The following is a 24790-nucleotide window of genomic DNA, read 5'->3' on the forward strand; positions in this document are numbered from 1 at the left end:
CTAGGAAGCCTCGTAGCGGTAGGTGGCGGCCACCGCGAGGTGGTCGCTGCCGTCCCGCTCCAGGGTCCGCGAGTCGGTGGGCTCCAGCCCGCCCTTGCTCATGATCTGGTCGATCCGGGCCATCGGGAAGGACGCCGGCCAGCTGAAGCCGAAGCCGTCGCCGGCCGCGCCCTGGGCGGAGCGCATCTGCGAGGTGACCGGCGCCAGGCTGCGGTCGTTCATAGTGCCGTTGAGGTCGCCGAGCAGCAGCACCTTCTTCAGCGGCTCGGCCTCGATGGCGTCGCCGAGCAGCTGGGCGCTGACGTCCCGCTGGTTGACGGTGAAGCCGCCCTCGGCCTTGAGCCGGACCGACGGCAGGTGGGCGACGTACACCGCGACCGGGCCCTGCGGGGTGCTGACCTGGGCGCGGAAGGCCCTGGTCCAGCCCATCCGGATGTCGACCACCCGGACGTCGCTGATCGGGTACTTGGACCAGAGCCCGACGGTGCCCTCCACGGCGTGGTGCGGGTAGCTGTCGGCGAGCTCGGCCTCGTAGGTGCGCAGCGGCCGGCCGGCCAGCTCCTGGAGCGCGACGATCTGGGCGCCGGAGTCCTCCAGCATCCGGACGGTGCCCCGCGGGTCGGCGTTGAGGGCGGCCACGTTGTGGCTGACCACCGTGAAGTCGCCGGTGCCGCCGCTCTTGTCGGTGAGCGCGCCGCCGAACATGTCGGCCCAGATCACCGTCGGCACCAGCAGCGCGATCAGCGCGGTGGCGGAGCGGCGCAGCAGGGCGGGGACGAGCAGCAGCGGCAGGACCAGGCCCACCCAGGGCAGGAAGGTCTCCAGCAGGCTGCCGAGGTTGCCGGTGGTGTTCGGCACCTCGGCGTGGAAGGCCAGCAGGGCGCCGGTGAGCAGCGCCAGCAGGGCGATCAGCAGGCCGCGCCGCCAGGTGGTGGCGCCGCGGGCGTCGCGGCCCCAGCGCCGCACGCCGAGGAACCCGGCCGCGGGGCGCCGGCCGGAGTCCGGGTCGCCGGCCTCCGCCGTGGACACCCGGTCCGCCCTGTACGCCTGCGCCATGCCGTGGCTCCCTCGTTCGCGCCGTCCGCCCGTCCGCGGCCGGTCCGGGGCGGTCCGCCGCCGGGTGGCGGAGGGCGTGCCGGACCGGTGCGGGTTCGGTCGGATTCCCGGCTCAGCCTATGCCGGGACAGACGTCCGATCGGGAGGCCGGGGTTCCGGCGTGGCCCGGTTGGTGAGCCAGGCCACTGGCGGGCCGGGGCCGGTCAGGCGGGCACGGGGGGCCGCAGGGCCGGGCCGGCCAGTCCGGTGAGCAGTGCGTCGACCATCCGCTCGGCCAGCCTGGGGTCGTCCAGGTCCGCGTCGTCCCACAGGACGCTGCGGGCCAGGATCGGGCCGATCAGCAGGTCGGCGAGCAGTTCCTCGTCGAGGTCGGCGCGCAGCTCGCCCTCGGCGACGCCCCGGCGGATGATGTCCTGGGCGGCCTGCCGGCGCGGCGCGATCACCCGTTCGCGGTAGGCGGCGTGCAGTTCGGGCCAGCCGTGCATCTGGCCGAGCGCCGCCTTGAGCACCCAGCGGGAGCGCTTGGCGAGCCCGCGCAACCGCATGTACTCGATCATCGCGACGAGGTCGCCGCGGATCGATCCGGTGGCCGCGGGCAGCGGCTCCTCCAGCCTGCTGACCATGTCGACCAGCAGTGCCTCCTTGTTGGTCCAGCGCCGGTAGATGGTGGCCTTGCCCACGCCGGCGGCGGTGGCGATGCCCTCGATGGTCAGTTCGGACAGGCTGGTGCCGGCCGCCATCTGTTCCTCGACGGCGGCGAAGATCGCCTGCTCGGCGGCCTCGCTGCGGGGTCTGCCCCGGCGCGGGCCGGTGCAGGGCGGCGCGGCCGGCGACTCGGTCTTCATCTCACATCTCCCGGTGGTGGGGCCCCGGCCCGGCGGAGGGGCGGGGTCGCACGCGTTCGTGGGCCCTGCCACCGGCGGTTTCCCGGGTGGCAGGGCCCCATTGTCGCTCAGCGCGGCCACGGCCCGGACGGGTACGGCACGGCTCGCGTGTCAGCGGGTCGAGCGTCCCGGGGGTCGGGCGTCCCGGGGGTCGGGCGTCCGGGGGGGTCAGGCGTCCGGGGGGGTCAGGCGTCCGCGACCGCCGTCTTGCGAACCGCCCCGTCCGGCCGGGCGGTCGCCGCCGCGCCGGACGGGGCGGCGGGCCCGTCGGCCGGGGCCTTGCCCGGCAGCAGGAACCAGGCCAGCAGCGCGCCGCCCACGGTGATCACGGCGGAGAGCCCGGCCACCACGTGCATGGCGTGGATGAAGGAGTCGTTGGCCGGGCCGACCAGCTCCTTGCCCCGGTCGCCGAGCCGGGCGGCGACGGCCAGGGTGGCCTCCAGCGACTCGCCGGCCTTCTCCCGCAGCTCCTCGCCGGGCAGTTGGGCGAGGCGGTCGGAGATCCCGTCGCGGTAAACGGTGGAGAGCACCGCGCCGAGCACCGCGACCCCGAGCGAGCCGCCGACCTGGCGGAAGGTGTTGTTGACCGCCGAGCCGGCGCCCGCCTTCTCCCGGGGCAGCGCGCCCATGATCGCGACGGTGATCGGCGGCATGACGTGCGCCATGCCGGTGCCCATCAGCAGGCCGAGCACGACCAGCACCCAGATCGGCGTGGTGGCGCCCAGCATCACGTAGCCGAGGAAACCGGCCGCGATGAACAGCATGCCGACGGCGCAGGTGGCGCGGACGCCGAAGCGGTCGACCACCAGCCGGGCGCGCGGGGCGAACACCAGCTGCGCGACGGCCAGCGGCAGCATCAGCGCGCCGGCCTCCAGCGCGCTGTAGCCGCGCACGCTCTGGGTGTAGAAGACGCCGAAGAACGAGACGCCCATCAGCGCGAAGAAGACCAGGCCGATCACGACCACCGAGGCGCTGAACACCTTGTTGCGGAACCAGTCGACGTCCAGCGCGGGGTGCGCGGTGCGGCGCTCGTGGAGCACGAAGGCGGCCAGTGCGACCAGGCCGACCAGCACCGGGCCCCAGGCCTCGACGGCGGTGAAGTCGGCCAGTTCGCCGCCCTTGATGATGCCGTAGATCAGCGCGACCAGGCCGACGATGGACAGCAGCACGCCGACCGGGTCCATCCGGCCCGGGTTCGGGTCCTTGGACTCGGGGACCAGCAGCGTCATCGCGATCAGCGCGACGATCACGATCGGCACGTTGACCAGGAAGATCGAGCCCCACCAGAAGTGCTCGATCAGCAGGCCGCCGGTGATCGGGCCGATCGCGATGGCCAGGCCCACCGAGCCGGCCCAGACGCCGATCGCCTTGGGCTGCTCGGAGCGCTCGAAGACGTTCATGATGATGGCGAGCGTGGCCGGCATGGCCAGCGCGCCGCCGACGCCCATCAGCGCGCGGTAGCCGATCAGCTCGCCCGGGGTACTGGCGAGCGCGGAGAGCAGCGAGGCGACGCCGAAGACGGCCATGCCGGCCAGCAGCGCCCGCTTGCGGCCGAACCGGTCGCCGAGCAGGCCGGAGGTGAACAGCAGTCCGGCGAAGACCAGCGTGTAGGAGTTGATCGACCATTCCAGGTCGCTCTGGCTGGCTCCGATGCCGGTGGGCGCCGGGGACGCGATGGTCTTCATCGCGACGTTGAGGATCGAGTTGTCCAGCACGACGACGAGCAGGGCGAGCACCAGGGTGCCCAGGATCGCCCAGCGACGGCGGTGGATGGCTTCCGGCACACCGGGTGGCGCGGCTGCGGTGGTCATGGATTCTTCCCGTCGTGGTACGGCACGGCACTGGCGGGCATTTCGATCCGCGGTCGTCTCGCAAACCCCCCGCGGTCAGCGTAGCGGGATTTTCGATACGAGACGAATCCGTATCGTAAAGCCGTGGCAAAGACCCGCCGCGCCCTCCGGGACGGCCGCCGGAAGCGGAGTGGCACCCGCCCCTTTTGCACCCGCGCCGGGCCGTGCAAGCATGGAGGTGATCCGGGGACGCCGCACGGCGCCACGAGACGACAACCCTTCAGGAGCCCGTTCGATGAACGCTTCTTCGCCCTCGCCTGCCCAGAACCAGGCGTCGACCGCCACCCTCTACGGTGGGGTCGTCAACCGCCGCGTCACCGTCCGCGACCTCGCCGCCGCCAAGCAGCGCGGCGAGAAGTGGTCGATGCTGACCGCCTACGACGCCCTCACCGCCGGCGTCTTCGACGAGGCCGGCACCCCCGTTCTGCTGGTCGGCGACTCCGCCGGCAACTGCCACCTCGGCTACGAGACCACCGTGCCGGTGACCATGGACCAGATGGTGATGCTCGCCGCCGCCGTCGTCCGCGGCACCAAGCGCGCCATGGTCGTCGCCGACCTGCCGTTCGGCGCCTACCAGGAGTCCCCCGCCCAGGCGATGCACAACGCGGCCCGGCTGATGAAGGAGGCCGGGGTCGGCGCGGTCAAGCTGGAGGGCGGCGAGCGCAGCGCCCGCGCCATCGAGCTGCTGGTCGAGGCCGGCGTCCCGGTGATGGCCCACGTCGGGCTCACCCCGCAGTCCGTGCACGCGCTCGGCGGCTACCCCGTCCAGGGCCGCGGCGACGAGGCCGCGCACCAGCTGCTGCGCGACGCCAAGGCGGTGCAGCAGGCCGGCGCCTTCGCGGTCGTCCTGGAGGCGGTGCCCGCCGAGCTGGCCCGGCAGGTCACCGAGCAGCTCGCCGTCCCCACCGTCGGCATCGGGGCCGGCGCCGACTGCGACGCCCAGGTGCTGGTCTGGACCGACTTCGCCGGGATGACCGCGGGCCGGGTGCCCAAGTTCGTCAAGCAGTACGCCGACCTGCGGGCCGTCCTCGGCGACGCCGCCCGCGCCTTCGCCGAGGACGTCCGCGGCGGCGCCTTCCCCGCGCCGGAGCACACCTTCCACTGACGCCCGCCGTCACCGGGGCCCGGCCACGGCCGGGCCGGGCCCCGGATGACAGCGGCGTGACAGCGGGCCGACAGCGGCCGGCAGCGCCCCGCCACCGCGCAGCCGCCGCCGGCGAGGCCCTGACAGCGGGCTGACAGCCGGGGCCGACAGCCTTGGGGCATGACACGAATCTCCACCGCCCCGAACGACCGGGGGCCCGCCGCGGGGAACGCCGTCGAGGTGCACGGCATCGTCAAGCACTTCGGCACCACCAAGGCACTCGACGGCGTCGACCTCACCGTGCGCGAGGGCACCGTCCTCGGCGTGCTCGGCCCCAACGGCGCCGGCAAGACCACCCTGGTCCGCGTGCTGTCCACGCTGATCAAGCCCGACGCCGGCACCGCCTTCGTCGGCGGCTACGACGTGCTGCGCCAGCCCAAGCAGCTGCGCCGCACCATCGGCCTCACCGGCCAGTACGCCTCCGTCGACGAACTGCTCTCCGGCTACGAGAACCTCTACCTCATCGGCCGGCTGCTCGACCTCCCCCGCCGGGAGGCCAAGGCCCGCGCCACCGAACTGCTGGAGCGGTTCTCGCTCACCGAGGCCGCCAAGCGGCCCGCCAAGACCTACTCAGGCGGCATGCGCCGCCGCCTCGACCTGGCCGCCTCGATGATCGGCCGGCCCAAGGTGCTCTACCTGGACGAGCCCACCACCGGCCTCGACCCGCGCACCCGCAACGAGGTCTGGGACGAGGTGCAGCGGATGGTCGCCGAGGGCTCCACCGTGCTGCTCACCACCCAGTACATGGAGGAGGCCGAGCAGCTCGCCGGCGAGCTGACCGTCATCGACCGCGGCAAGGTGATCGCGGCCGGCGGCATAGCCGAGCTCAAGGCCCAGGTCGGCGGCCGGACCCTCCAGGTCCGCCCGGTGCACCCGGCCGAGCTGCCCGAGATGGCCCGCTGCCTCCAGGACTCCGGCATCGCCGCCACCCTCTCCGCCGACACCGGCCTGCTCTCGGTGCCGATCACCGACGACGAGCAGCTGACCACCGTGATCGGCGTGCTCGGCACCCGCGGCTTCGCGGTCGCCGGCATCGACACCAAGCTGCCCAGCCTCGACGAGGTGTTCCTCGCCATCACCGGCAAGCCCGCGGACCGCCCGGCGCCCGCGGACGCCGCCCCCAGCCTCGCCAAGGAGCCCGTCGCATGACCACCGCCACGCTCGCCCCGCTCCGGGCCGAGGACAGCCGGATCGGCCTGGCCGGCCACCTGCGGCACGTCGGCGCGCTGACCCGCCGCAACCTGATGCGGATCAAGGCCGACCCGGAGTCGATGTTCGACGCCGTCCTGATGCCGATCATCTTCACGGTGCTGTTCGTCTACGTCTTCGGCGGCGCCATCTCCGGCGGCCAGGACGCCTACAAGCAGTACATGATCCCCGGCCTGCTCGGGCAGACCGGCCTCACCCTCGCGATGGCCGTCGGCACCGGCCTCAACAGCGACTTCCAGACCGGCGTGATGGACCGCTTCCGCACCCTGCCGATCGGCCGCTCCTCGGTGCTGCTGTCCAAGATGGCGGCGGAGACCTGCCGCGCCCTGCTCTCCTTCAGCATCATGATCGTCTTCTCGATGCTCATCGGCTTCGAGCTGAACGGCGGGGTGCTCGCCACGCTGGCGGCCGTCGGCCTGTCGCTGGTGTTCGGCATGTCGATCGTGTGGATCTCGATGCTGCTGGGGATGGCCCTGCGCAGCGCCCAGGCCGTCCAGGGGGTCTCCATGCTGGTGCTGATGCCGATGCAGTTCGGCAGCTCGATCTTCGCCCCGACCGACACCATGCCGGGCTGGCTGCAGTCCTTCACCAAGGTCAACCCGCTGTCCGCGCTGGCCGACGCCTGCCGGGCGCTGATGAACGGCCAGGGCGCGGTGGCGCACCCGACGATCATCGTGCTGGCCTGGTCGGTCGGCATCACCGCGGTCTTCGCACCGCTCGCCGTCGCCCGGTTCCGCAAGCGGACCTGAGCGATGTCCGGACGGCGGCTGGGCCCCGGGGTGCGCGAGGGGAGCACCCCGGGGCCCGGCGCGCTCCGCGAACACCCCACGCGCCGGTCAGTCGACCAGCCGGTCCACCAGCGCGTTGGTCTCCGGCACGGACAGCCCGCGCCCCTCGGCGACGGCCGCCTCGAACACCGCGTCACCGAGCAGGCCGCGCAGGCTCTCCTCGGCCCGCTCCCGCTCGATCCGGTCGAGGTAGCCGCCCCGCGGCCCGTTCATCCCGGCGTGCGCGCCGAACAGCACCGCAGCCCGGCGGGCCTTGTCCAGGTCCCCGTCGCGCCGGGCGAAGGCGTCCAGCACCCCGATCACCGGCGGCAGCATCACCACCGACATCTGCTCGACGAACCCGCTCGCGACGGTGGCCATCGAGCGCAGCAGCCCCCGCCCCTGGTGGACCAGTTCGATACCGCGCTCGGGATCACCGCCGCGGGCGGTGATCCAGCCCCGGGTGACGGTCAGTATCCCGCCGACCACGTCCGGGACGAACGCACCGATCCGCGTCCAGCGCAGTGCGTCCAGCTCGGCCAGCGCCGCCTCGTAGTCGCCCCGCGCGCTCTGGATCCCGCAGAGCATCAGGTGCCCGAAGAGCAGCGCGCCGTTGGTCGACTGGTTGTCGCCCGGCTCGATCTCCGCCAGCGCCTCGCGGATCCGGCGCTCCCCCGCGTCCAGGTCCTCGGCCAGCATCGCCGAGCCCAGGTGCACCTGCAGCATCGGCACCTCCTGCGGCGCGCCCAGCGCCTCGGCCAGCTCGATCGCCCGCTGGTACGCCTCGACGGCCTGCGCCGAGCGGCCCTGGTTGGCCAGCGACTCGCCGCGCGCGGACAGCGCCTGGGACATCCCCCACAGGTCGCCGGCCCGGCGGAACAGCTCCAGCGACTCCTCGCCGTCCGCGGTGCTCTGCGCCGCCCCGTTCGGCCAGTCGTTCATCATCTTGGCCCGGATCTGCAGGATGAACGCCAGGTCGGTGGGGCTGCCGTGCCGCCGGCAGCCCTCCACCGCGTCGTCCAGCAGGTCCTTCATGGTGTCCAGCTGCCCGACCAGGAAGGAGCCGAAGACCCGCATCAGGCCGGGGAAGCGGTAGGCCTGCGGCAGGTCCGGGGTGTAGACCTCGGTGACCTGCCGGGCCAGGGCGACCGTCTCCGGATCGGCCAGCACGTCCAGATTGCCCTCGAACAGGCTGAGCAGCCGGCAGACGACGACCGACCGGCGGGCCTCGGCGGCCACCTCCGGCGGCAGCGGCAGCGGGTGGTCCAGCACCGGCCGGTCCAGCGGCACCCGGAGCGCGTCCGGGCCGAGCGGGTCCGGGCCGAACGCCAGCACCGCCTCGTACCAGCGGCGGGACTCCTGGCTGAAGCCGCGCAGCGACCAGTACCAGCTCATGCCCAGCACCAGCACCAGCGCCTCGTCCTCGTCCCGGCGGGCGACGGCGCGGCGCAGCGCGGCCCGGACGTTGTCGTGCTCCCGCTCCAGCACCGCCAGCCAGTGCAGCTGCGCCGGGCCGTGCACGTTCCGGTCGGCGCCGCGCACCAGCTCGCGGAAGTGCGCGACGTGCCGGCCCTCGGTCGCCGCGCTCTCCCCCGCCTCGGCCAGCCGTTCGAGCGCGTACTCGTGGATGGTCTCCAGCATCCGGTAGCGCGGCGGGCCGTCCCCGTCCAGGTCGGCGACCAGCAGGGACTTGTCGACCAGCGAGAGCAGCAGGTCGGCGACCTCCTCGGCGGGCACCTCGGCGCCGTCCGAGCAGACCGCCTCGGCCGCCTCCATCGTCCAGCCGCCGGCGAACACCGCCAGCCGGCGCAGCACCGCGCGCTCCTGCTTGCCGAGCAGGTCCCAGCTCCAGTCGACCACCGCGCGCAGCGTCTGCTGGCGCGGCAGCAGGGTCCGGCTGCCGGCGGTGAGCAGGGCGAACCGGCCGTCCAGGCGGTCGGCGATCTGCCGGGCCGTCATCACCCTCAGCCGGGCGGCGGCCAGTTCGATGGCGAGCGGCAGGCCGTCCAGCCGGTGGCAGATCTCCGCGCAGGCCTCCGGGTCGCTGCGCGGGTCGAAGCCGGGGCGGGCGGCGGCGGCCCGCTCGGCCAGCAGCCGCAGCGCCACCGGGTCGGGCAGCGGCTCCACCGGCAGCACGGTCTCCCCCGGCACGCCCAGCGGCTCGCGGCTGGTGGCCAGCACGGTCAGGCCGGGGCACTCGGTGAGCAGGCTGTCGGCGAGGTCGGCGGCGGACTGGATCAGGTGCTCGCAGTTGTCCAGGACCAGCAGCATCCGGCGGCGCCCGCAGTGCTCGATCAGCCGGCGCACCGGGTCGTCGTTACGGGGCTCGATCACCTCGGCGACCATGCTGCCGCCGGTGTGCAGCACGGTCTCGCGCAGGCCGAGCGCCGAGACCACCGCGCCGGGTACCGCGTCCGGGCGCTCCACCGGGGCCAGCTCGGCCAGCCAGACGCCGTCCGGCCAGTGGCCGGCGCCCTGCTCCAGGCGGCCGGCCTCGACGGACAACCGGGTCTTGCCGGAGCCGCCGGGGCCGGTCAGGGTGACCAGCCGGCTGGTGGCGAGCACCGAGCGCAGGGCGGCGAGGTCGTTCTCGCGGCCGACGAAGCTGGTGAGCCGGCCGCGCAGGTTGCCCGCGGCGCGGGGCACCGGGGCCGGGGCCGGGACGGGGGCGCGTGGTGCCTGGGCGGGGGCGGCGGGGGCTTCGGCGGGGGCTTCGGCGGGGGTGAGCAGTTCGGCGTAGAGGGTCCGGAGCGGACGGCCCGGGTCGACGCCCAGCTCGTCCGCGAGGGCGCGCCGGGTGCGCTCGTAGTGGCGCAGTGCCTCCGCCGTCCGGCCGCCCTCGTGCAGCGCCCGCACCATCAGGTACTGCAGCGACTCGTCCAGCGGCTGCCCCTCGCACAGCTCGGCGAGCTCGGCCACCAGGTCGGCGGCCCGGCCGAGGCCGAGGTCGGCGGTGATCCGGTGCCGCAGGACCTCCTCGCGCTGCGCCTCCAGCCGGGTGGCCGGTCCGCTGCGGTCCGGCAGGTCCGCGAGCACCGGACCGCGCCAGAGCGCGAGCGCGGCCCGCAGCCGCTCGGCGGCCCCGGCGTGGTCGCCGCTCTCCAGCGCCCGGCGGCCCTCGGCGGCCAGCCGCTGGAACTCGGCGAGGTCGGTCAGCGGGTCGGTCAGCCAGTACCCGGCCGGGCCGGAGCCCACCCGGTCGCGGCCGATGGTGCGGCGCAGCCGGCCGACCAGGGTCTGCAGCGCCGCGGAGGAGTCCTGCGGCGGCTCGGCGTCCCACACCTCGTCGGCGAGCAGGTCGGCCGGCACCGGACGCCCCTGCCGCAGGGCCAGCGCGGCGAGCAGGGCGCGCAGCCGGGCGCCGCCGAGCGGGACCGGGGTGCCGTCGTCGTGGTGGGCCGTGGTGGTGCCGAGGATGCCGTAGTGCACCGAACCATTCTGGTGGATCGGCGCGGCGGACCACGCACATTTGTCCAGTCCTGCACCCCGCCCACACCTGGGAGCGGAACCCGGCGGCGGGTGCCGTGCGTTCACCCGGGACGGCTTGTCCGGGGCCGCGACCGCCCGGCATGATCGACCACTGACCGTCCACCCCGCCGGCCCCAACCGTCTTCGGAGCACCCACACCATGACCTTCGCCGCAACGCAGCGCTCACGCAGCGAGGACCGCCGGATCAGTCCGGTGTTCTGGGTGCTGCTCGCGATCCTCGCCACCTCCGCCGTGGCGGTCTACCAGGGGTACGGCAACGCCCGGTTCGGGGTCTTCCTGTTCGTGGTGGCCGGCTGGATGGTCTCGCTCTGCCTGCACGAGTACGCGCACGCGCGGACCGCGCTGCACGGCGGCGACATCAGCGTCGGCGCCAAGGGCTACCTGACCCTCAACCCGTTCAAGTACGCCAACGCGCTGCTCAGCTTCGTCCTGCCGATCGTCTTCGTGCTGCTCGGCGGCATCGGCCTGCCCGGCGGCGCGGTCTGGATCGAGCGGCACCGGGTGAAGGGACGGCTCAAGCACAGCCTGATCTCGGCCGCCGGCCCGCTGGTGAACCTGCTCGCCGCCGTGCTGCTGCTGATCCCGGTCGGCGCGGGCTGGCTGGACGACCCGCAGGTGCACGCGGTCTGGAACGGCTATGAGCTGAACGTCTCGCCGTTCGCGCTGGCGCTGGGCTTCCTCGGCATGCTGCAGCTGAGCGCGACCCTGCTCAACCTGCTGCCGGTGCCCGGCCTGGACGGCTACGGCATCGTCGAGCCCTGGCTGTCGTACAAGACCCGGCGGGCGATCGAGCCGTTCGCGCCGTACGGCATGCTGGCCGTCTTCGCGCTGCTCTGGCAGCCGGAGGTGAACCACTGGTTCTTCGAGGCCGTGTACGGCGTGATGGAACTGCTGGGTGTCGACCGCGCCTACCCGCAGGTGGGCCACGAGCTGTTCACGTTCTGGAAGGACTGACCGGCGGGGCCGGTCCTGCTCGGCGGGGTCAGGCCTGTTCGGCGGCGGCCCGGGCGAGCTTCTCGCGGCGCACGTTCATCCACAGCACGTTGCTGGCGATGCCCGCCATCGGGAGCCAGATGAGGCCGACCCACCAGCCCTGGACCACCGAGACCACGGCGGCGGCGAGCGCGAGAATGGCGACGATCGAGGCGAGGACGGACGTGCGGGGCATGGCGGCAGACTCCTGGGGCCGGTGAACGGACGGCCCCCATTGTCGCCGACCTCACCTCAGGACCGGGTCCAGGGGTGAGGCCGGCGAGCCGGTGGTCAGACGTCGGTGATCCGCAGGCCCGCGTGGGCCTTGTAGCGGCGGTTGACCGAGATGAGGTTCGCCACCAGCGACTCCACCTGGTGCGCGTTGCGCAGCCGGCCCGCGAAGACGCCGCGCATGCCGGGGATCCGCCCGGCCAGCGCCTGCACGACGTCGGTGGCGGCCCGCTCCTCGCCGAGCACCATCACGTCGGTCTCGATCCGCTCGATCGACTCGTCCTGGAGCAGTACCGCCGACAGGTGGTGGAAGGCGGCGGTCACCCGGGAGTCCGGCAGCAGGGCGGCGGCCTGCTGGGCGGCGCTGCCCTCCTCCGGGACGAGCGCGAAGGCGCCCTGCTTGTCGAAGCCGAGCGGGTTGACGCAGTCCACCACGATCTTGCCGGCCAGCTCCTCGCGGAGCGCGGTGAGCGTGGCGGCGTGGCCGTCCCACGGCACCGCGACGATCACGATGTCACTCTCCCGGGCGGTGGTGGCGTTGTCGGCGCCGCGCACGCCGAGGCCGATCGCCTCCGCGGAGGCCTGCGCACGGGCCGCGTCGCGCGAGCCGATGATCACCTGCTGGCCGGCCCCGGCCAGCCGCAGGGCCAGCCCCCGCCCCTGGTCGCCGGTGCCGCCGAGGACGCCGACCACGAGCTGCGAGACGTCCGGCAGCTCGTGGGCCGGGTTTGTCGCTGAATCGAGGGAAGTCATGCGCCGATCCTGCCAAACCCCCGGCCCCCCGCGTCATCCTGTCCGCCATGGACGCGGTGAGAGTTTCGGCACTACGGGAGCGACTGGCCGGGACGGGCTGGCTGGAGGCCGTCGGCGGCTTCGCCGGCGACCTGCGGCGGGCGGTCTCCAGGCGCGGGGCGGACGGGCTGCTGCTGGTCGGCACCGAGGCGTACGAGCCCTGGCACCTGGCCGCCCACCTGCACGACGAGGCCGCCTGGTCGGACGTGCCCCGGCTGGCCCCGACCCTGCTGCGGCACCGGGTCCCGCCGCAGGCCCCGGCCCACCTGGCGCACGGTCTGCGCCGGCTGACCGAGGCCGGGCGCGGGGCGACGGTCCTGGTGGTCGCCCCGGCGGCGGCCGGCGGGACGCTGCTGGAGCGGGTGCAGGACGCCCGCCGGCACGGCGCGACGGTGCTGGCGGTGGAGGGTGCCGGGCCCGGCGGAACGGCCCCCTCCGGCCTCGCCGATCTGGCCGGTCTGGCGCACCGGCGGCTCGCGGTGGGCACGGCCGAGGAGGAGCCGTTCGACCTGGCGCAGCACCTGGTCAGCGTCGCGGCCGGGCAGCGGCCCGCACGGTGCGCCGCTCTGCAGCGGCTGGCGGCGCTGGCCGGGCGGCTCACGGCGGGGCCGACGGTCAGCCGCTGGTAGGCCGTCGGTAGGCCGTAGGCAGGCACCACCGGGCTGCGGACGGGCTGCCGGGCTGCCTGGATGACGGCGGGCCGCCGACGGGCGAAAATCCGTTGCGGCCCGGCCGGGCCCCCGCGCAGGATGGTCGCTCGTGAAGGACGCCGACCAACCCCCGACCGGTCTGGCGGGCTCCCTGCTGCGCGCGGTCCGCCCCGACCTCTCGCCCTGGCGCTCGTCCCGGGACTTCCGCCTGCTCTGGCTCTCCGGCTGCGTGACCAGCTTCGGCAGCTTCCTCACCTATGTCGCCGTGCCGCTGCAGATCAAGGAGCTGACCGGCTCCTCCTTCGCGGTCGGCCTGGTCGGCGCCTTCGAGCTGGTCCCGCTGATCGTCTTCGGCCTCTGGGGCGGTGCCCTCGCCGACGCCCTGGACCGCCGCCGCCTGGTGCTGTTCAGCGAGGCCGGCCTCGGCCTGCTCAGCGTGCTGCTGCTGGTCAACGCGCTGCTGCCGACCCCCGTGCTGTGGCCGGTCTACGCGGTGGCGGCGCTGGTCGCCGCCGCCGACGGCCTGCAGCGCCCGTCGCTGGACGCACTCACCCCGCGGGTCGTCCGGCACGACCAGCTGGCCGCCGCCTTCGCCCTCAACTCCCTCTACCGCAACGTCGGTTCGGTGGCCGGTCCGACGCTGGCGGGCGTCGTGGTGACGTTCGCCGGGGTGCAGACCGCGTACGCGCTGGACGTCGTGACCTTCGGCGCCTCGGTGCTGCTGCTCGCCCGGATCCGTGCCGTCCCGCCGCCGACCGACGCCGAGAAGCCGTCGGTGCGGGCGGTGCTCACCGGAATCCGTTACGCGTGGAGCCGCAAGGACCTGCTGGGCACCTACGCGATCGACCTGTGCGCGATGCTGTTCGCCTTCCCGGTGGCGATCTTCCCCTTCCTGGCCGCCGAACTGCACTCCGAATGGGCGCTCGGCCCGATGTACGCCGCCTCGGCGGTCGGCGCCCTGCTCGTCGCGGCCACCAGCGGCTGGACCTCCCGGGTCCACCGGCACGGCCGGCTGCTGCTGGTCGCCGCGCTCGGCTGGGGCGTGGCGATCGCGCTGGCGGGCGTGTCCGGCTCGGTCTGGCTGGTGCTGCTCTGCCTGATGCTGGCCGGCGGCGCCGACCAGATCAGCGGCATCGCCCGCTCCACGCTGTGGAACCAGTCCATCCCGGACGAGGTGCGCGGCCGGATGGCCGGGGTCGAACTGCTCAGCTACTCGGTGGGGCCGCAACTCGGCCAGGTCCGGGCGGGCGGCATGGCCGGGCTGGTCGGCGTCCGGTCCTCGGTGTGGATCGGCGGCGTCGCCTGCGTGGTGGGCGTCCTGGCGCTGGCCACCGCGCTGCCCCGGCTGCTCTCCTACGACGACCGCACCGATCCGCACGCGGCCGCCGTCCGCGCCCAGCACGAGAAGGCGGCGGCCGAGCGGGAGGCTGCCGAGCGGGAGGCGGCGGGCGCGTCCTGAGCCGCCACCCGTCCTCCCGCTACTCCTCGGGCGCGTCCTCGGAGCGGTCGTTCCAGCGCGGGTCGTTGCTCCACTCCCGGTTGCGCAGTTCGGCGGTCTCCAGCGCGTGCGACGCCTCCTCCCGGGTGGCGTACGGCCCGAGACGGTCCTTCGCGGGGCACTCCGGCCCCTCCTCGACCTTGCCGTGCTTGATGCAGTAGAACCACTCGCCGGGCCGGCCGGTCGGCTTGCTGCGGCGGAATCCCATGGGCATGGTGTCGGTCACCTCCGTGTCGGCGGGCGCGGCTCGCGTTCCCGGTGCGGCGTCGCGTCGCCCCGATCATTCCCCGCCGGGGCACCGTCCGCACACCCGGCGTCGGCCACGGTGCCCGGCCACGGCCCGCCGGTCGCGCCAACTAGACTCGCCGCCATGGCACTCGTACCCGGCATCCAGTCCCCCACCCGCAAGGTCCCGGCGCACATCGCGCGCCCCGAGTACGTCGGCAAGCCCGCCCCGGCGGCGTACACCGGGCCCGAGGTGCAGACCGCCGAGACGATCGAGAAGATGCGGGTCGCCGGCGGGATCGCCGCCCGGGCGATGGCCGAGGCGGCCAAGCTGATCGCCCCCGGCGTCACCACGGACGCGCTGGACGCGGTCGCCCACGAGTACATGTGCGACCACGGCGCCTACCCGTCCGACCTCGGCTACCGGGGTTTCCCCAAGTCGGTCTGCACCTCGATCAACGAGGTCATCTGCCACGGCATCCCGGACTCGACCGTCCTCCAGGACGGCGACATCGTCAACATCGACGCCACCGCGTTCATCCACGGGGTGCACGGCGACCTCAACGCCACCTACCCGGTCGGTGACGTGGACGACGAGTCCCGGCTGCTGGTCGAGCGGACCCGGGAGTCGCTCGACCGGGCGATCAAGGCGGTCAAGCCCGGCCGCCGGATCAACGTCATCGGCCGCGTCATCGAGTCCTACGCCAAGCGCTTCGGCTACGGCGTGGTGCGGGACTTCACCGGACACGGCATCAACACGTCGTTCCACTCCGGCCTGATCATCCCGCACTACGACAGCGAGCGGGCCACCGAGGTGATCAAGCCGGGGATGACGTTCACCATCGAGCCGATGCTCACCCTGGGCACCTACGACTACGAGATCTGGCCGGACGGCTGGACCGTCGTCACCAAGGACCGCAAGCGCACCGCCCAGTTCGAGCACACCCTGGTCGTCACGGCGGACGGCGCGGAGGTCCTCACCCTGCCGTAGTCCCCGCCCCGGGTCACAGCGCCCCGGAGGCGAGCGGGCGAGTACCGGCCGCCCCGAGCCGAAGGGGCGCGCCGGTGCCGAAAGGCAGGAGCGAGGACGCCGTGACGAAGGAGCGGCGTTGGAGCGACGACCGTCGGCCCCGGATCACAGCGCCCCGGAGGCGAGCGGGCGAGTAGCAGTCAGCCGATCAGCCACTGCTCCTCGGCGACGGCGCCCACCTCGGTGCAGGCGTCGGTCAGCACGTCCAGCACCCGCAGCGGGTCCGGCAGCGGCTGGTCGGGCCCGCGCAGCCACCGCACCTCGGAGCCGTCCGGCAGCGCGGCCGGCGGCAGCAGGGTGTACGAGCCGCGGCAGTGCCAGCGCAGGCCGGGGTGCTCGGACATGGTGTCCGGCGTGGAGTCCAGGGCGCTCGGCCACCACTCGTCCTCGTCCACCGGGGTGCCCCTGGTGGCGGTGAAGAACAGGTAGCGGTCCCCGCCGACGGCGGCCACCGGGCCCTCGACGCCGAGCGCGGTCAGCCGCTCCAGGGCGAGGCGCCCGGCCTCGGCCGGCACGTCCAGCACGTCGTGGACGCGGCCGGTGGCGGTGATGAAGTTGGCCTGCGGGTCGCGGGAGAGCCAGCGGGCGAGCTGCTCGGGATCGGTGGTGGCCTGGGTCTGCCAGGCGAAGGAGACCGGGTGCTGGGCGGGGGCCGGGCAGGCGACCCGGTCGCAGGAACAGCGGTAGCCGGCCGGATGGGCGGCGGGGGCGAGCGGGAACCCGGCGCGGACCGCGCCGAGCAGCTGGTCCAGTCTGGCCGCGGGGCTGTCGGCGGCCGCCGGCCGGCCCCGCTCACGGTCACGCTTCTGCCACCAGGCCGTCCACCTGCCGCCGGATTCCATCGGGCCCCTTCCGCGCATTGCCGTGCTTGGTGTGACACAGCGTTCGACGTACCACTCCGACGCAACGCACGGCGCCCCCCGCTGCTTCCCCGGGTGGTGCTCGGCCCTGCAGTCCCGCGCCCTGCCGGCCGGAGCCGGAGTAGCCGGACGGCCGACGCCGGGGTCACGGTACGGAGTCACTGCGGCACGACGGCTGCGGCTCGGCGGCCCGGCGGGCACGGTGAGGTGCGCCTCGCCCGGCCCGTACGGGCCCGCTGACCCGGGTGGACCCCGAGGGCGTAACAGGAAGGATAAGGGTGCGCGGGCCCTCCGGATGACCGGGGGCGGTGCCTCTCCGGTCACACTCCCGGCACCCGGCCCCCACACCGCCTCCGCCGCGCGCCACCACCGCTGCACACCGGCGCCGCTGCACACCGGCGCGGGGTGAGACCCTGGTGGGGTGAAGAGCGCGGACACCGAATTCGTCGGCGGCCCCCTGGACGGCCGGATCCTCCCCATCCCGCTGGGGCCGATGTACGGCGTGCCCAAGAAGTACACCGTGCCGGTCCCCTCGCACGGGGGCACCCCGGCGCGCACACTGGTGTACGTCCGGGCCAAGCAGCAGCGGGGCGCCCGCTGGTACTGGCGCTACGAGTACGACGAGGCGGCCACCGCCCTCGCTTCCGGGTGACGGCCGCCTCCCTCGCGGGAGGACGGCGATGGCGAGAACCGCACGGCACCCCAGAACCCGGTCCCAGGCCGTGGCGCACCACAACCGGCAGGTGGCCGCGGTCACGGCCGGCCTGCTGGTGGTGGTCAGCGTCTACAGCGCGGTGATCGGCTCCAACGGCTGGCTCTGGTTCGCCTGGACGGTGCTGCTGCTCTCGTGCGTGGCGCTGTTCGTCGTCCGCCCCTGAGCGGCGGGCACCGTCACCCGCCCTGCGTCCCCATGACGGTCAGGCGTCCTCGGCCAGGATCAGGTACAGCTTCTTGCGTGCCTCGTTGAGCACCTCCAGGCCCTTGGCGCGCTGCGCCTCGCTGCCCGTCGCCATGACCTGCCGGACGGCCTGCTCCACGGCGCCGAGCGCCTGGCCGACCTCCTGGACCGCGGCCCAGTCGATCTCCCGGCCCGCCTCGGCCCACGGCTCGTCCGGCCCGGCGTCGGCCTCGGACCGGCCCGCCTCGGTGAGCGAGACCAGCCGCTTGCCGCCGGTCTCCTCCGCCGTGACCAGGCCCTCCTCCTCCAGCAGTTGGAGGGTCGGGTAGACCGAACCGGGGCTCGGCCGCCACGCCCCGCCGGACCGCTCGGCGATCTCGGCGATCATCTCGTAGCCGTGCATCGGCCGCTCCTTGAGCAGCGCCAGCAGCGAGGCACGCACGTCCCCGCGCCGGGCCCGCCCGCCGCGCCGGCCGCCCCGGACCCACGGCGGACCGCCGAAACCGCCCCGGGCCCACGGCGGGCCCGGCCGTCCGCCCGGCCCGCCGCCGAACGGCGGCCCGAAGGGGCCGAACGCCCCCCGGCCCTCGTAGTACTCACCGGGCATCCCGGCGAACTCCGGCCCCGGGCGGCAGCCGCCGGGGCCCCCTTCACCACGGAATCGTCCTGGGCGCACCGCACCCACCTCCCGTTCGGGCCGCTCCGCCGCGACCCAGTAGACGATGGTCAGACGATCGTTCAGAACAGTCGAGTCACTGTCCCGATAACTCGACGATATATCGGTGACTGTCGGCCGTCAACGGATTCCGATACGCCCTCCACCGCTTCCCGGCCACCGGCCGCTACGGTGCGGGGCATGGCCGGAGAACGAGACCTCGCGAAACTGCTGCGCGACCTGCACCCCCTGCTCAACCCGGGGCGGTACGTCTACTGCACGCTGCCCACCAAGGTGCCCGCCGGACTGCGGCCGGTGGCCACGGTCGCCGAACCCGAGGGGGTGACGGTGGTGGTCGCCCAGGAGGAGGCCGACGCGCTCGGCCTGCGCTACGAGTACGTCGCCGCCTGGATCACCCTGCGGATCCACTCGGCGCTGGAGGCCGTCGGCCTGACCGCCGCCGTCGCCACCCGGCTGGCCGAGGAGGGGATCAGCTGCAACGTGGTGGCCGGCTTCCACCACGACCACCTCTTCGTCGCCGCCGACGACGCCGACCTGGCCGTCCGCGCCCTGGAGGACCTCTCCGCGCACGCCGCCGGCACCGCCCCCACCGGCTGACCGGCTCGGACCCGCCGGGTGGCCGCCCCGCGCGGCGCCTCGGAGACTGGAGGGGCCGGGCACCCCCGCCCGGCCCCTCCCCTCCGCCCGGAAGGAAGTGCGCCGCCATGGCCATCTGCGTCACCTGCGGCAACGACTACTGGCTCGCCTTCGAGATCAAGACGGTCACCGGCGACACCTACACCTTCGACAGCTTCGAGTGCGCGATGGAGAAGCTCGCCCCGCGCTGCGAGCACTGCAACGTCCGCATCGTCGGCCACGGCGTCGAGGTCGCCGGCATGTTCTTCTGCTGCGCCAACTGCGCCCGCGTCAACGGCGGCCTCGGCGACCAGATCCGCGACGCCGTCGGCACCCACCCGGGCTGATCCCGCCGCGCGGCCGCCCCGGAACGACGAAACCCCCCGACCAGGTGGTCCCACCTGGTCGAAGGGGAAGGGGCGGAAGAGTCGGCCTGTACGCCGGGTCCTGTCTCCTGGGTTGCTCGCGCGGCCCAGGGAGGCGGCCATCCATCTAGGGCTGCCGTTGCCGACAGCCTCGAGCGGTCTACCCGCGGACTCGGGCGAGCAGCCCTCAAGCATCCGCGCACGGCGCCGTGAGGCACCGATCTTGACCTTGCTCCAGGTGGGGTTTACCGAGCCGGCCGGGTCACCCCGGTCGCTGGTGGTCTCTTACACCACCGTTTCACCCTTACCCGTCGCCGAAGCGGCGGGCGGTCTGTTTTCTGTGGCACTGTCCCGCGGGTCACCCCGGGTGGGCGTTACCCACCACCCTGCTCTGTGGAGCCCGGACGTTCCTCGGCGGGTCCGAAGACCCGTCGCGACCGCCCGGCCGGCTCTTCCGCCGTAGTGGTCATGGTAGCCGCTCGGGCGGGGCCTCCCGTACCCCGGGGCGGGTGAGGGGCGGGTCGCCGCCGAGGCCGGCGGCGACCCGGGTGGCGGTGGCGGTGCCCCAATCGGAGGTGGTGACCAGGCCGAGCAGGCCGATCGTGGCCCCCAGGCCCGCGATGACGTACCAGCCTGCGTGGGTCGCCGGGGCGAAGCCGACGGCGACGGTGCCGACCACCGACGAGGCGACCACGGTGCCGATCACCGCGACGCCGAGCGACTGGCCGACCTGCCGGCTGGTGGAGGCGACGGCCGCCGCCACGCCCGCCTGGGCGCGCGGCATGCCGGAGACGGCGGCGTTGGTGATCGGCGCGTTCACGAACCCGAAGCCGAAGCCGAACAGCCCGTACGCCGCCAGCAGCAGGCCCGGCGGGGAGTCCGCGGCCAGCCGGGTGAGCAGCAGGCCGCTGGCGACCAGGCCGAGGCCGGCCAGCACCAGCGGCAGCCGCGGGCCCCGGGCACCGACGATCCGGCCCGAGACCGGCGCGCAGACCAGCATCATCCCGGCCATCGGCAGCGTCCACAGGCCGGCCTCCACCGGGCTGTAGCCGCGGACGTCCTGGAGGTAGATGGTGTTGAGGAAGAGGAAGCCGCCGAGCGAGGCGAAGGCGCAGACGGCCGTCACGGTGGCGCCGGTGAACGGCGCGCTGCGGAAGAACCGCGGGTCGACCAGCGGCTCGGCGACCCGCCGCTCCCAGAGCGGGAAGGCGGCCAGTGCGGCGAGCGCCGCCGCGGCCAGGCCGAGGATCAGCGGGGACGTCCAGCCGTGCTCCGGGCCCTCGATGATCGCGGCGGTGCCGCAGCCGAGCAGCACCATCATCAGCAGCTGCCCCACCGGGTCCGGCCGACGGGCCCGGGGCGCGCGCGACTCGGGGACGTAGCGGGCGGTCAGCAGACAGGCCAGCAGGCCGACCGGGACGTTGATCAGGAAGATCGCCGGCCAGCCGGCGGCGTGCACCAGGAAGCCGCCGAGCAGCGGTCCGAGCGCCATCGAGATGCCGACCACGCCGCCCCAGATGCCGATCGCCCGGGCCCGTTCGCGCGGCTCGGTGAAGGTGTTGGTGATGATCGACATCGCCACCGGGTTGAGCATCGAGCCGCCGACCGCCTGCACCGCCCGGAACGCCACCAGCCACCCCAGGCCCGGCGCCAGGCTGCAGAGCAGCGAGCCGAGCACGAAGACCAGCAGACCGGTCTGGAACACCCGGCGGCGGCCGAAGCGGTCGGCCAGCGAGCCGAACAGCATCAGCAGCGAGGCCAGTACCAGGGTGTAGGCGTCGATGATCCACTGCAGGCCGGAGGCGGGGGCGTCCAGGTCCCGCTGGATCTGCGGGAGGGCGATGTTCACCACGGTGTTGTCGAGCCCGACGATGAACAGGCTCAGGCAGCAGATCGCCAGGACGAGCTGCCGGCGGCGGCGTCCGGGGTCGGCCGCGGGCGGGCTCTGGGGGGTGGCTTCGGGCACGGATCGATCCTCCCACCGGGCGGGCGTCAGAGGGTGACGAAGCGGACCGTCCGGGTGGTGGGGTCGGCGGTGGCGAGCCTGGCGGTGATCCGCGCGCCGAGCGGGAGCGCGGTGGGGGGCGAGGCGCCGTCCGGGCGTTCGCAGCGGGCCCGGACGGCCGGTTCGCGGAGCTGGACGGTGCCGCGGCCCGGCCGCTTCTCGTCCACGTCGATGACCACCGCCCGGAACTCCTCCCCCACCCGGCCGGCCAGCAGCTCCGCCTCCACCAGGTCCACGCAGGCCCGTTCGACCTCGGCCGCCCGGCGCTCGCCGCCCGCCATCAGCCCGGGCACGGTGGTGAGCGCCTCGCGCACCCAGTCCGGCACCCGCTCCCCCGCCGCGACCGCCGCGCAGACCTCCTGCGCGTACCGGTCCGCCAGCCGGCGCAGCGGCGCGGTGCAGTGCGCGTACGGCGCGGCCAGCGCGGCGTGCGCCGGGTCGGCGGGGGCGGGCACGCCCCGGCTCTCGTCGAAGGCGTGGTAGCCGGCGCCGCGCAGCAGGCCGGTGCACTCGTTGAGGAAGGCGGCGTGCAGCGGGCGCTCCGGGTCCAGCGACCGGACCAGGTCCGGGTAGGGCAGGCCGTCCGGCCAGTCGACGTCCAGCGCGTCGGCGGTGCGGCGCAGCCGTTCGTACGCGGCGGGCGGGGCGGCGGGCAGGGTGCGGAGCAGGCCGACGCCCGCGTCCAGCATCAGATCGGCGGCGGCCAGGCCGGTGAGCAGCGAGATCTGGGCGTTCCAGCCGTCGGCGGGACCGGGCGCGCGGTAGCCGAGGGCGTAGCCGCGCGCGGTCTCCTCGATCTCCTGCTCGGGCACCGGCAGGCTGATCCCGCCGCGGGCGCGCTCGCGCTCCTCGCGCAGCCGGCCGACGGTGGCGAGCAGGCCGAGCTGCTCGTCGGCGCCGCCGGCGTCCACGGCGCGCTGCACGGCGGCGTAGTCGAGCCTGCGGTGCGAGCGGACGGCGGCGCGGCGCAGGTCGGCGAGGACGACGGCGCCGTCGGCGTCCAGGTCGAGCTGCCAGAGCAGGGCCGGGCGCACCTCCCCGGGCAGCAGGCTGGCCGCGTCCTCGGAGAGCCGGGCGGGGTGCAGCGGCACCCGGCGGTCGGGGAAGTACAGGGTCTGCACCCGGCGGCGGGCCTCCTCGTCGACGGCGCCGCCGGGGCGGACGAAGGCGGCGACGTCGGCGATCGCGTAGTGGACGCGGTAGCCGCCGCCGGGGCGGTGGGCGAGGTGCATGGCCTGGTCGAGGTCGCGCGAGCCGGGCGGGTCGACGGTGAACAGCGGCAGGTCGGTGGCGTCGTGGTCCGGCATCCGCGGCGAGCCGGCGGCCTCCTCGGCCTCCGCCAGCACGGCCTCGGGCCACTCCGCCCGGATCTCCAGCCGGGCGCGCAGCTCGGCCAGCTCCTCGTTGATCCGGGCGGAGTCGGCGGCCTTGACGCGCAGCTTTCGGCGGGGCATGGGGGCAGCGTAGGCCGCCCGGCCGCCCGCCGCCCGTCGGCGCGGGTCAGCGCCCGAGGAGGGTGCGCAGGTCCGCGGCGGCGAGGGTGAGGCTGTCGTCGTAGCCGCCGGTGGCCAGCCGGAGGACGAAGGCGACGGCCTCGTCGGGGCCGGGGTCGGTGTAGGGCTCGCCGTTGTAGTCGAGGAACAGCGGCATCGCCTCGAAGGCGGTGCGCTTGTTCCGGTCGACCAGCGGGTGGTTGCGGGCGAGGCTCTGGCCGAGCGCGGCGGCCTTGGTCCACAGGTCGGGGTAGGCGTCGGCGCCGAACACGCTCGCCCGCGGCCGCCCGAGGGCGGAGTGCAGGGCGCCGAGGTCACGGATGTTGCGCGGGCCCCCGGCGAGATAGCTGACGTCGTCCGGGTCGAGGTAGTCGATCACAGGTCCTTCAGCCTCTCCAGGGTCTCCGCGTTGGCCTCGCGGATGCGGTGGACCAGGGCGGCACGGCGCTCGGCGCGGGTGGCCGGGGGTCGCGCGGCGGGGGACTCCTCCACGGCGTCGTCGCCGCCGGGGACGCGGTCCAGGGGGTTCGGGGTCATCGCGGCACGCTCCTCGGTTCGGTCGGCACTGTCGGTTCGACCGGACAGTAGGCCGGGCGGGCCCGCGGCGGCCACCGGTTATCCGCCCGGGGGCCGGCGTGTGAGGGGTCGTAGCGTGGTCGGCGTCAGGGAATCGGCGGGGACGGAGGTCCGGGTGATGGGTGCGGTGACTCGGGGTGTGGGTGCGGCGGTGGCCGGGGGGCTCGCGGTGGCCGGGGCGCTGCACGCGGTGTGGACGGTGACGCCGTGGCCGCTGCGGACGCCGGAGGAGTTCGCGGACACCGTGGTCGGCACGGGCGAGGGCGTCCCGCCGGCGGCGGCGTGCGCGGCGGTGGCCGGGGCGCTCGGGGCGGCCGCCTACCTGGTGGCGGCGGAGGCCGGGGTGGCGCCGGCGGTGGGGCCGGCGCGGGTGCGGCGGGCGGGGGTGCGGGCGGTGTCGGCGGTGCTGCTGGCCCGCGGGGCGGGCGGGCTGGTGGTGTCCGGTCTCGGGCTGGGCGCGCGCAGCGAGCGGTTCCGGCGGATGGACACCCGGTACTACGCGCCGCTCTGCCTGGCGCTCGGCGCCGGAGCCGCGGTGACCAGCGGTTTCCCGGGGCGGGGGTGGGTTGCGTAGGGTGGCGTGGTTCGTGGCCGTGGAGTGTGGAGGAGTCCGTCGTGCTGGTGCTGTTGCCGCCCTCGGAGGGGAAGGCCGCGTCGGGGGACGGTGTGCCGGTGGCGCTCGACGGGCTGTCGCTGCCCGGGCTGACGGCGGCGCGGGCGGAGGTGCTGGAGGCGCTGGTCTCGCTGTGCCGCGGGGACGAGGACGCCGCCGCCGGGGTGCTCGGGCTGAGCCCGGGGCTGCGCGGCGAGGTGGCGCGCAACGCGGGGCTGCCGACGGCGGGGGCGTTCCCGGCCGGGCAGGTGTACACCGGGGTGCTGTTCGACAACCTCGGGCTGGCGACGCTGGACGAGGCCGCGTACGGCCGGGCCGAGCGGAGCCTGCTGGTCTTCTCGGGCCTCTGGGGTGCGGTGCGGATCGGTGACCGGATCCCGCCCTACCGCTGCTCGATGGGTGTGAAGCTCCCCGGGCCGGGGGCGCTCGGCGCGTACTGGCGGCGTGCGATGGCCGATGTGCTGCCGGAGGTCGCCGACGGCCTGGTGCTGGACCTGCGCTCCTCCGCCTACGCGGCGGCGTGGAAGCCGGCCGGCGAGGTGGCAGCCCGGACGGCGACCGTGCGGGTGCTCCAGGAGCGGGACGGCCGGCGGACCGTCGTCAGCCACTTCAACAAGGCCACCAAGGGCCGGCTGGTCCGCAACCTGCTGGTGGCGGGCGCCGAGCCGAAGACCCCCGCCGAGCTGCTGGACGCGCTGCTGGGGCTGGGCCACCGGGTGGAGGTCGCCGCCGAGGGCACCGCGCGCAAGCCGTGGCAGCTGGACGTGGTGGTCACCGAGGTGCACTGAGCACGGAGGAGCGCCGGGAGCCGGGGCCGGTCGGGTGGTGCGGCCCGCCCCCGCCCCCGGCAGCGCAGGTGGCCCGGGGGGTTGATCTGGCGCCCCGCGGCGG

General features: G+C 74.7%; 26 protein-coding genes and 1 other RNA gene. 13 read left to right on the forward strand and 14 right to left on the reverse strand.

Going from position 1 to position 24790, the window contains the following annotated elements; all coding sequences use genetic code 11:
* The 3 genes from ACFU74_RS10340 to ACFU74_RS10350 all read right to left on the reverse strand — a co-directional run bounded on the left by ACFU74_RS10340 (window position 1) and on the right by ACFU74_RS10350 (window position 3751).
* A complete protein-coding gene (locus ACFU74_RS10340) occupies window positions 1-1056 on the reverse strand; it encodes an endonuclease/exonuclease/phosphatase family protein (protein ID WP_380754721.1) in 1056 nt (351 codons plus the stop codon).
* A 203-nt stretch (window positions 1057-1259) separates the two neighbouring features.
* A complete protein-coding gene (locus ACFU74_RS10345; RefSeq protein ID WP_380754723.1) occupies window positions 1260-1901 on the reverse strand; it encodes a TetR/AcrR family transcriptional regulator in 642 nt (213 codons plus the stop codon).
* 224 nt (window positions 1902-2125) lie between these two features.
* Window positions 2126-3751, reverse strand: a complete 1626-nt coding sequence (locus ACFU74_RS10350) for an MFS transporter (protein ID WP_380754725.1) — start codon at window positions 3749-3751, stop codon at window positions 2126-2128.
* Between the two features lie 274 nt (window positions 3752-4025).
* On the opposite strand from ACFU74_RS10350, the gene panB reads away from it, so the two are divergent.
* The 3 genes from panB to ACFU74_RS10365 all read left to right on the forward strand — a co-directional run bounded on the left by panB (window position 4026) and on the right by ACFU74_RS10365 (window position 6892).
* A complete protein-coding gene (gene panB / locus ACFU74_RS10355) occupies window positions 4026-4895 on the forward strand; it encodes a 3-methyl-2-oxobutanoate hydroxymethyltransferase (RefSeq protein ID WP_380754728.1) in 870 nt (289 codons plus the stop codon).
* A 159-nt stretch (window positions 4896-5054) separates the two neighbouring features.
* Window positions 5055-6083, forward strand: a complete 1029-nt coding sequence (locus tag ACFU74_RS10360; RefSeq protein ID WP_380754730.1) for an ATP-binding cassette domain-containing protein — start codon at window positions 5055-5057, stop codon at window positions 6081-6083.
* Window positions 6080-6892, forward strand: a complete 813-nt coding sequence (locus ACFU74_RS10365; protein ID WP_380754732.1) for an ABC transporter permease — start codon at window positions 6080-6082, stop codon at window positions 6890-6892. The genes ACFU74_RS10360 and ACFU74_RS10365 overlap by 4 nt, the downstream gene beginning before the upstream one ends.
* A gap of 87 nt (window positions 6893-6979) precedes the next feature.
* On the opposite strand, the gene ACFU74_RS10370 is transcribed toward ACFU74_RS10365, so the two are convergent.
* On the reverse strand, window positions 6980-10339 hold the full coding sequence (locus ACFU74_RS10370; protein ID WP_380754735.1) for a BTAD domain-containing putative transcriptional regulator: 3360 nt from the start codon (window positions 10337-10339) through the stop codon (window positions 6980-6982).
* A gap of 199 nt (window positions 10340-10538) precedes the next feature.
* Between ACFU74_RS10370 and ACFU74_RS10375 the strand changes: the two genes are divergently transcribed.
* The gene (locus ACFU74_RS10375; protein WP_380754737.1) at window positions 10539-11354 is read left to right on the forward strand and encodes a site-2 protease family protein; all 816 of its coding nucleotides are present in this window, start codon (window positions 10539-10541) and stop codon (window positions 11352-11354) included.
* 28 nt (window positions 11355-11382) lie between these two features.
* On the opposite strand, the gene ACFU74_RS10380 is transcribed toward ACFU74_RS10375, so the two are convergent.
* Both ACFU74_RS10380 and npdG read right to left on the reverse strand, forming a co-directional pair.
* Window positions 11383-11568, reverse strand: a complete 186-nt coding sequence (locus tag ACFU74_RS10380) for a hypothetical protein (RefSeq protein ID WP_380754739.1) — start codon at window positions 11566-11568, stop codon at window positions 11383-11385.
* Window positions 11569-11663: 95 nt separating this feature from the next.
* On the reverse strand, window positions 11664-12356 hold the full coding sequence (npdG, locus tag ACFU74_RS10385) for an NADPH-dependent F420 reductase (protein ID WP_380754742.1): 693 nt from the start codon (window positions 12354-12356) through the stop codon (window positions 11664-11666).
* Between the two features lie 47 nt (window positions 12357-12403).
* Between npdG and ACFU74_RS10390 the strand changes: the two genes are divergently transcribed.
* Both ACFU74_RS10390 and ACFU74_RS10395 read left to right on the forward strand, forming a co-directional pair.
* Entirely contained in the window at window positions 12404-13024 is a 621-nt protein-coding gene (locus ACFU74_RS10390; protein WP_380754743.1) for a hypothetical protein, read from the forward strand.
* A gap of 130 nt (window positions 13025-13154) precedes the next feature.
* Window positions 13155-14504, forward strand: a complete 1350-nt coding sequence (locus tag ACFU74_RS10395; RefSeq protein WP_380754745.1) for an MFS transporter — start codon at window positions 13155-13157, stop codon at window positions 14502-14504.
* A gap of 19 nt (window positions 14505-14523) precedes the next feature.
* Here the strand turns inward: ACFU74_RS10395 and ACFU74_RS10400 are convergent, their stop codons facing one another.
* Window positions 14524-14751, reverse strand: coding sequence for a hypothetical protein (locus ACFU74_RS10400; protein WP_380754783.1), 228 nt, complete (start codon window positions 14749-14751; stop codon window positions 14524-14526).
* 162 nt (window positions 14752-14913) lie between these two features.
* On the opposite strand from ACFU74_RS10400, the gene map reads away from it, so the two are divergent.
* Window positions 14914-15759, forward strand: coding sequence for a type I methionyl aminopeptidase (map, locus tag ACFU74_RS10405; RefSeq protein WP_380754748.1), 846 nt, complete (start codon window positions 14914-14916; stop codon window positions 15757-15759).
* A 179-nt stretch (window positions 15760-15938) separates the two neighbouring features.
* Here the strand turns inward: map and ACFU74_RS10410 are convergent, their stop codons facing one another.
* Complete coding sequence (locus tag ACFU74_RS10410) at window positions 15939-16640, reverse strand: bifunctional DNA primase/polymerase (protein ID WP_380754749.1); 702 nt, start codon at window positions 16638-16640, stop codon at window positions 15939-15941.
* A gap of 439 nt (window positions 16641-17079) precedes the next feature.
* Between ACFU74_RS10410 and ACFU74_RS10415 the strand changes: the two genes are divergently transcribed.
* On the forward strand, window positions 17080-17310 hold the full coding sequence (locus ACFU74_RS10415) for a hypothetical protein (protein ID WP_380754752.1): 231 nt from the start codon (window positions 17080-17082) through the stop codon (window positions 17308-17310).
* Window positions 17311-17338: 28 nt separating this feature from the next.
* Window positions 17339-17536, forward strand: coding sequence for a hypothetical protein (locus tag ACFU74_RS10420; RefSeq protein ID WP_380754754.1), 198 nt, complete (start codon window positions 17339-17341; stop codon window positions 17534-17536).
* 39 nt (window positions 17537-17575) lie between these two features.
* Here the strand turns inward: ACFU74_RS10420 and ACFU74_RS10425 are convergent, their stop codons facing one another.
* A complete protein-coding gene (locus tag ACFU74_RS10425; protein WP_380754756.1) occupies window positions 17576-18163 on the reverse strand; it encodes a PadR family transcriptional regulator in 588 nt (195 codons plus the stop codon).
* Window positions 18164-18412: 249 nt separating this feature from the next.
* On the opposite strand from ACFU74_RS10425, the gene ACFU74_RS10430 reads away from it, so the two are divergent.
* Together ACFU74_RS10430 and ACFU74_RS10435 are read left to right on the forward strand one after the other, a co-directional pair.
* Entirely contained in the window at window positions 18413-18829 is a 417-nt protein-coding gene (locus ACFU74_RS10430; protein ID WP_380754758.1) for an ACT domain-containing protein, read from the forward strand.
* 107 nt (window positions 18830-18936) lie between these two features.
* On the forward strand, window positions 18937-19194 hold the full coding sequence (locus tag ACFU74_RS10435) for a Prokaryotic metallothionein (RefSeq protein WP_380754760.1): 258 nt from the start codon (window positions 18937-18939) through the stop codon (window positions 19192-19194).
* 73 nt (window positions 19195-19267) lie between these two features.
* Here ACFU74_RS10435 and rnpB read toward each other — a convergent pair.
* From rnpB to ACFU74_RS10460, 5 genes are all read right to left on the reverse strand, one after another.
* Window positions 19268-19665: RNase P RNA component class A (gene rnpB / locus ACFU74_RS10440), an RNA gene on the reverse strand.
* A 13-nt stretch (window positions 19666-19678) separates the two neighbouring features.
* Window positions 19679-21178 carry an MFS transporter gene (locus tag ACFU74_RS10445; protein ID WP_380754763.1) on the reverse strand — a complete coding sequence of 500 codons (1500 nt, stop codon included), beginning with the start codon at window positions 21176-21178 and terminating at the stop codon, window positions 19679-19681.
* A 26-nt stretch (window positions 21179-21204) separates the two neighbouring features.
* Entirely contained in the window at window positions 21205-22671 is a 1467-nt protein-coding gene (locus ACFU74_RS10450; protein ID WP_380754766.1) for an RNB domain-containing ribonuclease, read from the reverse strand.
* Between the two features lie 46 nt (window positions 22672-22717).
* Complete coding sequence (locus ACFU74_RS10455) at window positions 22718-23089, reverse strand: type II toxin-antitoxin system death-on-curing family toxin (RefSeq protein ID WP_380754769.1); 372 nt, start codon at window positions 23087-23089, stop codon at window positions 22718-22720.
* Window positions 23086-23247 carry a hypothetical protein gene (locus ACFU74_RS10460; RefSeq protein ID WP_380754772.1) on the reverse strand — a complete coding sequence of 54 codons (162 nt, stop codon included), beginning with the start codon at window positions 23245-23247 and terminating at the stop codon, window positions 23086-23088. The genes ACFU74_RS10455 and ACFU74_RS10460 overlap by 4 nt, the downstream gene beginning before the upstream one ends.
* Before the next feature lie 157 nt (window positions 23248-23404).
* Here ACFU74_RS10460 and ACFU74_RS10465 point away from each other — a divergent pair, with 157 nt between their 5' ends.
* On the forward strand, window positions 23405-23860 hold the full coding sequence (locus tag ACFU74_RS10465; RefSeq protein WP_380754774.1) for a DUF3995 domain-containing protein: 456 nt from the start codon (window positions 23405-23407) through the stop codon (window positions 23858-23860).
* 41 nt (window positions 23861-23901) lie between these two features.
* Window positions 23902-24687: a peroxide stress protein YaaA gene (gene yaaA / locus ACFU74_RS10470; RefSeq protein WP_380754777.1), complete on the forward strand. Its 786-nt coding sequence runs from the start codon at window positions 23902-23904 to the stop codon at window positions 24685-24687.
* The last annotated feature ends 103 nt before the right edge of the window (window positions 24688-24790 follow it).

Source organism: Kitasatospora sp. NPDC057500, assembly GCF_042802195.1.
Taxonomy (GTDB): Bacteria; Actinomycetota; Actinomycetes; order Streptomycetales; family Streptomycetaceae; genus Kitasatospora.